The organism is Carbonicoccus niuqiaonis, from assembly GCF_050157065.1.
Taxonomy (GTDB): domain Bacteria; phylum Actinomycetota; class Actinomycetes; order Propionibacteriales; family Propionibacteriaceae; genus Avipropionibacterium.
On the sequence record NZ_CP189573.1, the window covers coordinates 1,396,394 to 1,409,324 of the forward strand.

Annotated in this window: 10 protein-coding genes; all 10 read left to right on the forward strand. The window is 71.8% G+C overall.

Annotated elements, in window-relative coordinates:
- Positions 1-102 precede the first annotated feature (102 nt).
- Entirely contained in the window at positions 103-1,773 is a 1,671-nt protein-coding gene (locus ACQBAU_RS06420) for a Mur ligase family protein (RefSeq protein WP_465254770.1), read from the forward strand.
- 5 nt (positions 1,774-1,778) lie between these two features.
- A complete protein-coding gene (locus ACQBAU_RS06425; protein WP_465254769.1) occupies positions 1,779-3,245 on the forward strand; it encodes a UDP-N-acetylmuramoyl-tripeptide--D-alanyl-D-alanine ligase in 1,467 nt (488 codons plus the stop codon).
- Positions 3,242-4,342, forward strand: coding sequence for a phospho-N-acetylmuramoyl-pentapeptide-transferase (gene mraY, locus ACQBAU_RS06430; RefSeq protein WP_465254768.1), 1,101 nt, complete (start codon positions 3,242-3,244; stop codon positions 4,340-4,342). Before ACQBAU_RS06425 ends, mraY begins: the two co-directional genes overlap by 4 nt.
- Positions 4,324-5,898 (forward strand): UDP-N-acetylmuramoyl-L-alanine--D-glutamate ligase, encoded by a 1,575-nt coding sequence (gene murD, locus ACQBAU_RS06435; protein WP_465254767.1) that lies wholly within the window; start codon positions 4,324-4,326, stop codon positions 5,896-5,898. The genes mraY and murD overlap by 19 nt, the downstream gene beginning before the upstream one ends.
- Positions 5,898-7,160 (forward strand): putative lipid II flippase FtsW, encoded by a 1,263-nt coding sequence (ftsW, locus tag ACQBAU_RS06440; protein ID WP_434549452.1) that lies wholly within the window; start codon positions 5,898-5,900, stop codon positions 7,158-7,160. Before murD ends, ftsW begins: the two co-directional genes overlap by 1 nt.
- The gene (gene murG / locus ACQBAU_RS06445) at positions 7,157-8,248 is read left to right on the forward strand and encodes an undecaprenyldiphospho-muramoylpentapeptide beta-N-acetylglucosaminyltransferase (RefSeq protein WP_465254766.1); all 1,092 of its coding nucleotides are present in this window, start codon (positions 7,157-7,159) and stop codon (positions 8,246-8,248) included. The genes ftsW and murG overlap by 4 nt, the downstream gene beginning before the upstream one ends.
- Complete coding sequence (gene murC / locus ACQBAU_RS06450; protein ID WP_465254765.1) at positions 8,248-9,675, forward strand: UDP-N-acetylmuramate--L-alanine ligase; 1,428 nt, start codon at positions 8,248-8,250, stop codon at positions 9,673-9,675. The genes murG and murC overlap by 1 nt, the downstream gene beginning before the upstream one ends.
- Positions 9,675-10,478: a cell division protein FtsQ/DivIB gene (locus ACQBAU_RS06455; RefSeq protein WP_434549455.1), complete on the forward strand. Its 804-nt coding sequence runs from the start codon at positions 9,675-9,677 to the stop codon at positions 10,476-10,478. The genes murC and ACQBAU_RS06455 overlap by 1 nt, the downstream gene beginning before the upstream one ends.
- 209 nt (positions 10,479-10,687) lie before the next feature.
- Positions 10,688-12,064, forward strand: a complete 1,377-nt coding sequence (gene ftsZ / locus ACQBAU_RS06460; RefSeq protein WP_465254764.1) for a cell division protein FtsZ — start codon at positions 10,688-10,690, stop codon at positions 12,062-12,064.
- A gap of 13 nt (positions 12,065-12,077) precedes the next feature.
- Complete coding sequence (gene pgeF, locus ACQBAU_RS06465) at positions 12,078-12,854, forward strand: peptidoglycan editing factor PgeF (protein ID WP_465254763.1); 777 nt, start codon at positions 12,078-12,080, stop codon at positions 12,852-12,854.
- The last annotated feature ends 77 nt before the right edge of the window (positions 12,855-12,931 follow it).

Consider the following 12,931-nt stretch of genomic DNA (forward strand, 5'->3'; position numbering starts at 1 on the left):
TTGGAGTGGTGAGGGGACCTGGAGTGGTGAGGGGACCTGGAATGGTGAGGCGACACGCGGCCGGATCGCGCAGCCACCCCTTCGCTGGATAGCGTGCACCCCGTGGAGCAGACGTCCGCAACGACAACTGGGGGGCCCGGTGACCGGGTGACCCTCGGCGACCTGATGGCCACCGACGAACACCTGACCGTGCTTCCGGCGGCCACCGGCACGCCCGATCCGTCGACCCCGGTGACCCGGATCCAACTGGACTCCCGTCGGGTCGGACCGGGCGAGGTCTGGGTGGCGCTGCCGGGGCAGCGCACCCACGGTGCCCAGCACGCGGCACCGGCACTGGCCGCACCGGCCGTCGCGATCGTCACCGACCCGGCCGGAGCCGAGATCTTGGCGGCGGCCGGCGATCCGGTCGACGTGCCGGTGCTGGTGACCGACGACCCGCGCGGCACGATGGCCCGGTTCGCCGCGCGACTGCAGGGGCACCCCGCCGAGCGCCTGCTCACCTTCGGCATGACCGGTACCACCGGCAAGACCACCACCACCTTCCTGCTGCAGGCGGCCCTGCGGGCGGCCGGCCACCGGGTGGGCCTGCTCGGCACCGTCGGGTTCCGGGTCGACGACCGGCCGCTGCCCGGGGTGGGCACCACCACCGTCACCACCCCGGAGTCGCCGGACCTGCAGGCCATCCTGACTGCCATGGTCGACGAGGGCGCCGACAGCCTGACGATGGAGGTGTCGTCCCACGCCCTGGCACTGCAACGGGTCGACGGCATCACCTTCGACGTCGCCGGGTTCACCAACCTGGGTGTCGACCACCTCGACTTCCACGGCGACGTCGCCTCGTACTTCGCGGTGAAGGCCACCCTGTTCACCCCCGAGCGTGCCCGTGCCGCGGTGATCAACATCGACGACGAGTACGGCCGCGTGCTGGCAGGGAATCCCCAGCTTCCCTGTACCACGGTGAGTCTGGACGATCCCGAGGGCGCCGATGTCGGCGTGGTGGAGCAGCGGTACACCGACGCCGGCCGGGAGGTCACCTTCGCCGTCGACGGCCGCCGACTGACCGGCGTGGTGAGCCTGCCGGGGGAGCACAACGTCCGTAACGCGCTGCTGGCCCTGGGCATGCTCCATGCCGCCGCCCGGACCGGCCACGACATCGACCTGGCGGCGGCGGTCACCGGGTTCGCCGCGGCGGCCGTACCTGGGCGGATGGAGACGGTCCCGTTGCCGGACCCGCCCCGGCGGAAGGGAACTGCGGTACGGCCCGCGCCCCGGGTGATCGTCGACTTCGCCCACACCGCACAGGCCGTCGCGGCCGCCGGGCGGGCCCTGGTGGTGCCGATCGGGGTCGCGATGAACCGTGGCTCGGCCGCCGGCCCGGTGGTGGTGGTCGTCGGTGCCGGGGGCGACCGCGACCACGGCAAGCGGGGCCCGATCGGTGCCGCAGCGGCCGGTGCGGGGGACATCGTCGTGGTCACCGACGACAACCCGCGCTCGGAGGACCCGGCGGTGATCCGCGGCGAGGTGCTGGCCGGTGCGCAGCAGGCGATCGACGCCGGCGCGCGGGCCACCCGGGCCGTCGACGGCGGCGACCGCCGGGCCGCCATCCGGATCGCGCTCGAGCTCGCCACCCCGGCCGACGCCGCTCCCGGGACCGTCCTGCTGCTCGGCCGCGGTCACGAGACCCACCAGGAGACCGCGACCGGCCGCGAACCCTTCTCCGACGGCGCCGAGGCCGTCGCACAGTGGCAGGCGATCACGGGGGCGAAACGATGAGGCCGATGACTCGGGCCGCGCTGGCCGAGGCCGTCGGCGGAGACCTGGTCGGACCCGATCCCGACGCGCTGGTGGGGCCGGACGTGGTCCGCGACTCCCGCGACGTCACCCCCGGTGCGGTGTTCTGCGCCATCGTCGGGGAACGCGTCGACGGGCATCGGTTCGTCGCCCCGACGTTTTCCTCCGGTGCGGGTACGGCCCTGGTCGAGCGGGACCGCTGGCCGGCGACCGGGGAGCAGGCCGACCTGCCGGTCGTCCGGGTCGCCGACGTCCCGACCGCGCTGGGCCGGCTGGGCCGCCACGTCGTCGACGACGCCAAGCACCACGGCCTGGCCGTGGTCGCGATCACCGGATCGATGGGGAAGACCTCCACCAAGGACCTGCTCGGCCAGTTGCTGGCCGCGGCCGGCCCCACGGTCGCACCGGAGAACTCCTTCAACAACGAGATCGGGGTGCCGCTCACCGCGACCCGGATCGACGACCGGACCCGCTTCCTGGTCAGCGAGATGGGCGCCCGCGGGATCGGCCACATCGCCGACCTGTGCGCCCTCGTCCCACCCGACATCGGGGTGGTGCTCAACGTCGCCCACGCCCACCTCGGCGAGTTCGGCAGCCAGGCCGCGATCGCCCGGGCGAAGGGCGAACTCGTCGAGGCGGCCGGCCGGTGGGCGGTGCTGAACGCCGACGACCCGTTGGTGCTGGCGATGCGGGACCGCACCGCGGCACGGGTGATCACCTTCTCGGTCGACCCGGACACCGAACCGGTCGGGGACGCGGCCTGGGCTGCCGACCTGCAGCCCGACGAATGGGGCCGGTACCGGTTCACCGTCCACCTCCGGCTCGACGGACACCATCACCGGGGGACGGCGGCGCTCGGGGTCCCCGGCCGACACAACGTCGCCAACGCGATGGCCGCCGCGGCGGCGGCACTGGTCGCCGGCGTCCCGCCCGAGTTGATCACCACCACCCTCGACGGGGCGCAGGTGACCTCCCAGTGGCGGATGGCGCTGACCGAGCTGGCCGACACCACGATGGTGCTGAACGACGCGTACAACGCCAACCCCGACGCCGTGCTGGCCGCACTCGACACCGCGGCCCAGATGGCCGGTGGCAACGGCCGTCGGCTCGGCGTCGTGCTCGGCGACATGTTGGAGCTGGGCGAGGAGTCCGCCACCGAGCACCACCGGGTCGGGGCGGCCGTGGCGACCGCCGGGGCCTCGTGGGCGTTGTTCGTCGGGGACCTGGCCGACGAGTTCGCCACCGGCGCACGTACGGCCGGGCTGGCCGACGAACAGGTCGTGGTGGCACCGGATGCGGCCACCGCCGCCGACCGGTTGGTCGCCCCCGGGTCGCCGCTCGCCGCCGGTGACGTGGTGTTGGTGAAGGGTTCGCGCGGGGTGGCGTTGGAGCAGGTGGCTGCCGCGCTGGAGTCGGTCAGGGGAGCGGCCGAGCGGGCTGGGGGGACTCGATGATCACGATCGTGCTGGCGGGGGTGATCGCCCTGCTCGGGACGCTCTTCGGCACTCGGCTGGCCATCGCCTTCCTGGTCAGGAAGGGGTACGGCCAGCTGATCCGTGACGACGGCCCCACCTCCCACCACACCAAGCGCGGCACCCCCACCATGGGCGGCATCGTGATCGTGCTGTCGGTGCTGGTGGCGTACGTGCTGTCGCACCTGATCACGATGGCCCCGCCGCGGATGTCGGCGATCCTGATCTTGTTCCTACTCGTCGGGCTCGGCCTGGTCGGCTTCCTCGACGACTGGATCAAGATCTCCAAGCAACGCTCACTCGGCCTGCGCAGCAAGGCGAAACTGGCCGGCCAGGTGTCGGTCGGGCTCGCGTTCGCCTGGCTCAGCTTCCAGTTCCCCGACGAGCGCAGTGGGCCCGCCTTCTACGAGCCGTTCGGTGGCATCACCCCGGCCTCCCCGGCGATCTCGTTCCTGCGCGACATCCCGCCCCTGGTGCTGCCGATCTTCCTCGCCATCCCGTGGTTGATGCTGCTGATCGCCGCGGCCAGCAACGGGATGAACCTCACCGACGGCCTGGACGGACTGGCCGCCGGGGCCTCGGTGATGGTGTTCGGCGCCTACACCTTGGTCAACATCTGGCAGTACAACCAGTCCTGTGCCTACTTCGACGTCGCCGGCCCGAAGTGCTACGAGGTCAGGGATCCGCACGACCTGGCCGTGGTCGCGGTGTCACTGGCGGGGGCCTGTTTCGGCTTCCTGTGGTGGAACTGCCAGCCCGCCAAGATCTTCATGGGCGACACCGGCTCGTTGTCGCTGGGCGGGGCGATGGCCGGGATGGCGATCTACACCCGCACCGAGCTGTTGCTGCTGATCATCGGCGGCCTTTTCGTGATCAACACCTTGTCGGTGATCCTGCAGGTGTCGTTCTTCCGCGTCACCGGCGGCAAACGGCTGTTCCCGATGGCGCCGTTGCACCACACCTTCGAACTGCGGGGGTGGGCCGAGTCGACGGTGGTGATCAGGTTCTGGATCATCGCCGGCCTGTTCGTGGCGGCCGGGTTGGCGCTGTTCTACGCGGAGTGGGTGACCGGACGATGACGACGAAGGACTTCCTGACCGGCGAACGGCCGACCGCCGACGCCGACTCGGACTGGTCGCAGGTGAAGGCGCTGGTGGTCGGGCTCGGTGTCTCCGGGTTCGCCGCGGCCGACGGACTGCTCGAGTTCGACGCGGCGGTGGAGGTGGTCGAGGACCGTGACGACGACGGCACCACCGAACGCGGCACCCTGTTGGAGACCCTCGGTGCGACGGTCCGGCTCGGCGCCGGCGCGACCACGGCGGCGTTGCCCGACGACATCGACCTGGTGGTCACCTCACCCGGCCTGTCGCCGACCTTCCCGCTGCTCGCCGAGGCCGCCGCCCGGGGCGTCCCGATCTGGGGCGAACCCGAGCTGGCATGGCGGCTCAGCGGACCCGATCCTCGCCGGACCGACACCGATCGGCGACGTACCCCGTGGCTGGTGGTGACCGGCACGAACGGCAAGACCACCACGGTGCAGATGCTTGCCGCGATGCTCACCGCCGCCGGGCTGCGGACCGCTGCGGTCGGCAACGTGGGCCGGCCCGTGATGGAGACCGTGCTCGACCCGGAGCCGTACGACGTGCTGGCGGTCGAGCTGTCCAGCTTCCAACTGCACTGGTCCAACAGCCTGCAGCCGCACTCGTCGGCGGTGCTGAACGTCCACCCCGACCACCTGGAGTGGTACGCCGCGGCGCCGGGTGCCGACACCGACCCGATGGCGGCCTACGTCGCCGACAAGGCGTTGGCGTACGAACGGGTCACGCACTCGTGCGTCTACAACGTCGCCGACCCGCGCACCGAGGAGCTGGTCGCCGAGGCCGACGTCGTCGAGGGGGCCCGCGCGATCGGGTTCACCCTCGGCACGCCCGGGATGTCGATGCTGGGGGTGGTCGACGACCTGCTGGTCGACCGCGCCTTCGTCGAACAGCGCCGCACCTCGGCGATGGAGCTGGCCGCCGTCGCCGACGTCACCCCGAACGCACCGCACAACGTCGCCAACGCACTCGCCGCCGCGGCGCTCGCCCGGTCGTACGGGGTCCGCCCGACCGCGGTCCACGACGGCCTCCGCTCCGTCGAGCTCGGCGGCCACCGGATCGCGGAGGTGGCCACCGTCGCCGGGGTCCGCTACGTCGACGACTCCAAGGCCACCAACCCGCACGCGGCGCTGGCATCACTGCAGGCGTACGACCACGTCGTCTGGATCGCCGGCGGCCAGGCCAAGGGCACCAGCTTCGACGACCTGGTCGCCACGGTCGGTGACCGGCTGCGCGGGGTGGTGCTGTTCGGCGTCGATCGGCACGTGATCGCCGACGCGCTGGCCCGACACGCGCCGGAGGTCCCGACCCAGATGATCAACTCGACCGACACTGGGACCATGGCGCGCGTGGTCGAGGCCGCAGCGCGCCTGGCACGGACCGACGACGTGGTGCTGTTGGCGCCGGGATGTGCCAGCAAGGACATGTACGACAGCTACGCCGCCCGGGGGGACGCGTTCGCCGAAGCCGTCCGTCGGCGCCGGGTGGGAGACGACTCCGTGGTAGACGACGTAGTGGGAGAGGAGAAGGAGCAGTAGTGGCCATCACGACCTCCGACGACACCCGCACCGCCGGTGCCCGGGTGAGTTCGGCGGCCCTGCTGGGTCACCTCCGCTCCGCCCTCGAACGCCCGATGGCCAGCCACCACCTGGTGACGGCCGCCAGCGGACTGCTGCTCGCCCTCGGCATGATGATGGTGCTGTCGTCGTCCAGCGTGTACGCCTACGTCAACTTCGGCGGCGACTCGTACTATTTCGTGAAGCGGCAGATCGTCTTCCTGGCACTCGGCCTGCCGATGGCGTGGGTGCTGTCGCGGATGAAGCTCGGTGCCCTGCGCGTGCTGGGCTGGCTCGCCCTGTTCGGCTCGATGCTACTGCTGGTGCTGACCTACACCCCGCTCGGTGTCAACGTGAACGGCAACCGGAACTGGCTCGAGCTCGGCACGTCGTTCCTGCGGCTGCAACCGTCCGAGTTCGCCAAGGTCGCCATCGTGCTGTGGGGGGCCGACGTGTTGGCCCGCAAGGAGAAGCTGCTCGACCAGCCCAAGCACCTGGTGCTGCCCTACCTGCCGATGACCATGCTGCTGGCGCTGCTGGTGATGTTCCAGGGCGACCTGGGTACGGCGATGGTGCTGGTCGCGATCATCCTCGGCGTGCTGTGGATGGTCGGCGCCCCGAAGCGCATCTTCGCCGCGTTGCTGCTGGCCGGCGTCGCCGCGGTCGGATTCATGGTGGTGCGCAGTCCCAACCGGGTCGACCGCTTCCTCGGCTTCCTCAACCCCGAGGCCGACCGGCTCGGCGTCAACATGCAACCCAGCATCGGCATCGAGGCGATCGCCTCCGGCGGTTGGTGGGGACTCGGCCTGGGCGCCAGCCGACAGAAGTGGGGCAGCCTGCGGGAGGCCCACACCGACTACGTGTTCGCCGTGATCGCCGAGGAGCTCGGCCTGTTCGGCAGTCTCGCGGTGCTGGCACTGTTCCTGGTGCTCGGCTACGCCGGCCTGCGGATCGCGCTCCGGTCGGACCTGCCGTTCTGCCGCTACCTGGCGGTCGGGGTGACCACCTGGTTCATGTTCCAGGCGTTGATCAACCTGGCCGTGGTGCTGCGGCTCGGGCCGGTGATGGGCGTACCGCTGCCGATGGTGTCGTACGGCGGGTCGGCACTGTTGGCGAACCTGATCGCACTCGGCCTGCTGCTCGCCTGCGCCCGGAACGAGCCGGCGGCCCGTGAGGTGCTGACCGGCCGCCGGAACCGGCAGTCCAAGCCGCGGCTGACCACGGTCGTGGGGGGTCGGCCATGACCGGGATCGTCTTCGCAGGAGGCGGTACGGCCGGCCACACCTCCCCGCTGATCGCCACCGCCCATGCCGTGGCCGAACTCGACCACGACGTACGGGTGACCGCCATCGGCACCGCGCGCGGGCTCGAGACGCGCGTGGTTCCGGCCGCCGGCCTGCCGCTGGAGTTGATCGACCCGGTGCCGATGCCGCGGCGCCCGTCCGGTGACCTGCTCAAGGTGCCGTTCCGGCTCCGGCGCGCGGTCAACCAGGCCAGGGACGTCCTGCGTGAGACCGAGGCGAAGGCCGTCGTCGGCTTCGGCGGGTACGTGGCGATGCCGGCCTACCTGGCCGCCCGGTCGCTGAAGCTGCCGATCGTGGTCCACGAACAGAACGCCGTACCGGGGCTGGCCAACAAGGTGGCGGCCCGGTTCGCCCGCCACGTCACCACCACCTTCCCCGACACCCCACTGCCGGGGGCGACCATGGTCGGGCTGCCGGTGCGGCACGAGATCACCGAGCTCGACCGGGCCGACCGGCGTGACGACGCGATCCGCGCGTACGGACTGGACCCGGCCCAGCCGGTACTACTGGTCTCCGGTGGTTCGCAGGGGGCACACAGCATCAACACCGCCGTCGCCGGCGCCCGGGACCGCCTGCTGGCCCGCGGGATCTCGATCATCCACGTGCTCGGCCTGCGCAACATCAGCGAGGCCGACGTCGACATCGACGACGAGCAGTCGGGGGCGGGCTACCGTCCGGTCGGCTTCGTCGACGCGATGGCCGACGCGTACGCCGCTGCCGACCTGATGCTGTGCCGCTCCGGTGCCGGCACCGTCGTCGAGACCGCGGTCGTGGGACTGCCGGCGATCTTCGTGCCGCTGCCGCACGGCAACGGCGAGCAGGCCCGCAACCTCGAGGTGCTGCTGGCGGCCGACGCCGGCGTCCAGCTCGTCGACGCGGAGTGCACCCCGGACCGCCTCGACACCCTGGTCGGCGAGTTGATCATGGATCGGACCCGTCTGGCCGGCATGTCGGAGCGGGCCCGGGACGCGGTGCCCGGGGACGCCGACCGGCGGCTCGCGGAGTTGATCATGTCGGTGATCAACTGATGCCGCTCATTCCTTCGGTCGAGGTGCCCACCGCTGCCGAGCTCGGTCGGGTCCACCTGATCGCGATCGGTGGCTCCAGCATGTCGGGGGTCGCCCGACTGCTGGCCGGGCTGGGCCATCAGGTGTCCGGCTCCGACCAGGCCGACTCGCCGGTGCTGGCCGAGCTGGGTGCCCTCGGCATCACGACCCACGTCGGCCACGACGCCGACCAGGTCGCCGACGTCGACACCGTGGTGGTCAGCAGTGCGATCCGCGAGGACAACCCCGAACTGGTGGCGGCCCGGGAGCGGGGACTGCCGGTGCTGCACCGTAGTACCGCGATCGCCGCGATCCTGGGCACCCGCCGGTCGTTCGTGCCGATCTCGGTCAGCGGTACCCACGGCAAGACCACCACCTCGGCCTGGCTCGCGGTCACCCTGGCCGCCCTGGGGCGCGACCCGTCGTACCTGGTCGGTGCCCCGATCGCGGCCAACCGGGTCACCCGGCCCGACACCGCGGCCCACCTCGGCAAGGGCCCCGACTTCGTGATCGAGGCCGACGAGTCCGACGGCACATTCCTTCAGTACCCGACGCAGATTGCGGTGGTGACCAACGTCGAGGCCGACCACCTGGACAACTGGGGGACCGCCGAGGCGTACGCGGCCGGCTTCGACGACTTCGTCACCGGACCGACGGTCCGGCTCGCCGTGATCAACATCGACGACCCGGGAGCGGCCGCACTGGCCGAACGGGTGGCCGACCGGGTCGAGGTGATCACGTACGGTCAGGCCCCGACCGCCGACGTCCGGCTCACCGACTGTGTCCTCGGTGCCGACCGGAGCACGGCGATGCTGCGGCACGGCGAGGCGGGCGGCCCGCTCCGGATCGGCCTGCTGGGGCAACACAACCTGAGCAACGCGGCCGCCGTGTACGCGGTGTGCGTCGGCCTCGGCATCGACGATGCGCCCGTCCGCAAGGCGATCGAACGGTTCACCGGCACCTCCCGCCGGTTCCAGCGGATCGGTGAGGTCCACCAGGTCCGGGTGTACGACGACTACGCCCACAACCCGTCGAAGGTGCGGGCAGCGATCAGTGCGGGTCGGGCCGCGGTGGGTCGGGGGCGGTTGGTGGTGTGCTTCCAGCCGCACCTGTACTCGCGGACCCGCGACTTCGCCGACCAGTTCGCCGAGGCCCTGTCAGGTGCCGACGAGGTCGTGGTGACCGACGTGTACCCGGCCCGCGAGGACCCGATCCCCGGCGTCACCGGCGAACTGATCGCCAAGGGGGTCCGCACCGCCCGCGGCCGCACCGCACACTACGTCCCCGGTCTCGACGAGGCCGCCGCCACCACCGCCCGGCTCGCCCGACCGTGGGACCTGGTGATGACGATCGGCGCCGGCTCCGTCACCCGCATCGCCCCGGTGATCCTGGCGACCCTGGAGGGCTGATGGCCACCCGTACTCCCACCCGTCCTTCCACCCGGTCGAGCACCGGCGCGCGGAAGGGTTCCGGTCGCGGCAACTCCACCGGCCGCCGCCAGCGCGGGATCTCCGACGCCACCGTACGGATCCAGCTCCGCCGCCGGCGGTCCCGGCTCCGGGCCGCCCTGCGGTGGGGGATCGCGGTGGTGCTGGTGGCCGCGGTCGGCGCCGGGGTCTGGTTGGTCGGCTTCTCCAGTGTGCTGAGCGTCCGCCAGGTCACGGTCACCGGGACCACCGTCGCCGACCCGGACCGGGTCCGCGACACCGCCGGCATCGTGCTCGGTACGCCACTGGCCCGGATCGACTCCGGTGCGGTCGAACAGCGGGTCGGCAGCCTGGCCCCGGTGAAGTCGGTGCAACTGGAGCGGCACTGGCCCGACCGGGTGACCATCGTCGTCACCGAGCGGACCCCCGTGCTGGCGGTCCGGCAGAACAATTCGACCGGCATCCTGCTGGTCGACGCCGAGGGCGTGCCGTTCACCGAGGTGACCTCCGTGCCGACCGGGATGGTGGTGGCCTCGACCCCGAAGCCGGAGCTGTTGGCGCCGTTGGCGACCGTCGTGACCAGCCTCCCGCCGGCCCTGGCGGAGCGGACCACCGAGATCTCGGCCGAGACCCAGGACTCGATCGAGCTCAGCGTCGACGGCAAGCGGGTCATCTGGGGCAGCGTCGAACGCAGTGACTTCAAGGCCACCGTGCTGGTCGCCCTGATGAAGCAGGAGGGGTCGGTGTACGACGTGTCGGCTCCCGACCATCCGGCCGTACGATGACGTCCGTCGGGCCCTCGGAGCACCAAAGCCTGAAGTAGAGATAGAGAGATTGTCGCCAATTCCTTGCTGTTGGGCGTGGCGCGCCACCCGAATGTGGACAGGCGATTCGCCGTCCCCATAGCCTGACGTGACCAAGGGGTCGGCTCCTCGGTGCGAGGTCGACCTCAGGTTCAGACTTCGCGGCAGTTCTCGAGTGAGGAAGTTCATCGGTGGTTACGGCATCCCAGAACTACTTGGCCATCATCAAGGTCGTCGGTGTCGGCGGCGGTGGTGTGAATGCGGTCAACCGCATGATTGACGCAGGCCTGAGGGGTGTCGAGTTCATCGCGGTGAACACGGATGCCCAGGCCCTGCTGATGAGTGACGCCGACGTCAAGCTCGACATCGGCCGCGAGCTGACCCGCGGCCTCGGCGCCGGGGCGGACCCCGACAAGGGGCGGCAGGCCGCCGAGGACCACGGCGAGGAGATCGAGGAGGTGCTCCGCGGCGCCGACATGGTCTTCGTCACCGCCGGTGAGGGCGGCGGTACGGGCACCGGCGGCGCTCCCGTGGTGGCACGGATCGCCCGCGCGCTCGGTGCGCTGACCATCGGCGTGGTGACCCGACCGTTCGGCTTCGAGGGACGCCGTCGCTCGGTGCAGGCCGACGAGGGGATCGAGGCGCTCCGGGAGGAGGTCGACACCCTCATCGTCATCCCGAACGACAAACTGCTCGACATGATCGACCACCAGGTCGCGATCCTCGACGCGTTCAAGGCCGCCGACCAGGTGCTGATGCAGGGTGTCTCCGGCATCACCGACCTGATCACCACGCCGGGCCTGATCAACCTCGACTTCGCCGACGTGAAGTCGGTGATGTCCAACGCCGGTTCGGCCCTGATGGGCATCGGCACCGGCCGCGGTGAGGACCGGGCCCGCGCCGCCGCGGAGTCCGCGGTGTCGTCACCACTGCTGGAGGCGAGCATCGAGGGCGCCCGTGGTGTGCTGCTGTCGATCGCCGGTGGCTCGGACCTCGGCCTGTTCGAGGTGTCGTCGGCCGCGAGCCTGATCCAGGCGGCGGCGCACGAGGACGCGAACATCATCTTCGGCACCGTGATCGACGACGCCCTCGGCGACGAGGTGCGCGTCACCGTCATCGCCGCCGGCTTCGAAGGCGGTGAACCGCCGCGGCGGCAGCAGGGCATCGCCCGCAACCGACCTGCACAGGGCCAGCAGCAGCGTCCGGCCCAGGGCGCTCCGTCCGGGCAGCCGGGCCAGGGCCAGCAGGGGCAGGGGCATCTGGGACAGGGCCAGCAGGGGCAGCAGGCCCCGGGGCAGCAGGCACAGCCCGGCCAGGCACCCGCGGGTCAGGGTGGTCAGCCGGGTCAGGGTGGCCAGTCGGGTCAGGGTGGTCAGTCGGGCCAGGGTGGTCAGTCGGGCCAGGGTGGTCAGCCGGCGCCCGGCGGGCAGGGTCGGCCCAGTCAGGGCGAACGGCCGGGGCAGGGCATGGGTGGCCAGGGGCAGCCGCAGGGCCGTCCCGAGCAGCGGCGTCCGACACCGCCACCGCCCGGCGACGACGAGCTGGACATCCCCGACTTCCTGAAGTGACCGACTGAGCGTCGTGTTCCACCACCGAACCGATCTCGCGGGGCTGGGGTTCGCCTTCACCGACCGTCACGGCGGCGCCAGCCTGCCTCCGTACGACAGCCTCAACCTGGGCCGGACCGATCTGGACGACCCGGAGGCCGTGGCGACCAACCTGCAGCGGGTCCGGGCCGAGCTCGGGCTCGCCGAGCTGCCGTCCGGGGGACCCGTGGTGACGCTGGCGCAGATCCACTCCGCCGACGTCGTCGAGATCGACCGCAGCCGGCTGACCGACTGGGACGACCGGTCGCCACTCGGTTCGTCGGGTGGCCGCCCGCCGCTGGTCCGGGCCGACGCGATGGTCACCACGCTGCCGCAGGTGGCGCTCACGATTCGGGTCGCCGACTGCCTGCCGGTGGTGCTCGCCGACCGCGGGGCCGGAGTGCTCGGGGTGGCCCACGCCGGCCGCCGAGGACTGGTCGACGGCATCCTGCCCCGCACCGTGGAGCGGATGCGGGCACTCGGCGCGAGCGACATCACGGCCTGGGTCGGGCCGAGCATCTGCGGTGCCTGCTACGAGGTGCCGCCGGAGATGGCCGCGGAGGTGGCGGCCGTACTGCCGGGCTCGGCGAGCACCACCTCGCAGGGGACCACGGGGCTCGACCTGGCCGCCGGTGCCGTACGGCAGCTCGCCGACGCCGGCTGTCCGGCCGAGGTGGTCGGTGGTTGCACCGCGGAGGACCGGTCGCTGTACTCCCATCGCCGCGACGGTCCCGCCACCGGTCGGCTGGCCGGCATCGCCTGGCTGACCTGAACCGCGTCGCTGGTGGCCTGGCTGGCATCGCTTGGCTGATCCGGGCCGCGCCGAGTGCCCGGTGGCCGCGTCAAGGC

Excerpts from the sequence above, each read along its gene's own strand:
- ACQBAU_RS06425 (WP_465254769.1), top strand. The coding sequence starts at position 1,779 with ATGACTCGGGCCGCGCTGGCCGAGGCCGTCGGCGGAGACCTGGTCGGA.
- mraY (WP_465254768.1), top strand. The coding sequence starts at position 3,242 with ATGATCACGATCGTGCTGGCGGGGGTGATCGCCCTGCTCGGGACGCTC.
- murG (WP_465254766.1), top strand. The coding sequence starts at position 7,157 with ATGACCGGGATCGTCTTCGCAGGAGGCGGTACGGCCGGCCACACCTCC.
- murC (WP_465254765.1), top strand. The coding sequence starts at position 8,248 with ATGCCGCTCATTCCTTCGGTCGAGGTGCCCACCGCTGCCGAGCTCGGT.
- ACQBAU_RS06455 (WP_434549455.1), top strand. The coding sequence starts at position 9,675 with ATGGCCACCCGTACTCCCACCCGTCCTTCCACCCGGTCGAGCACCGGC.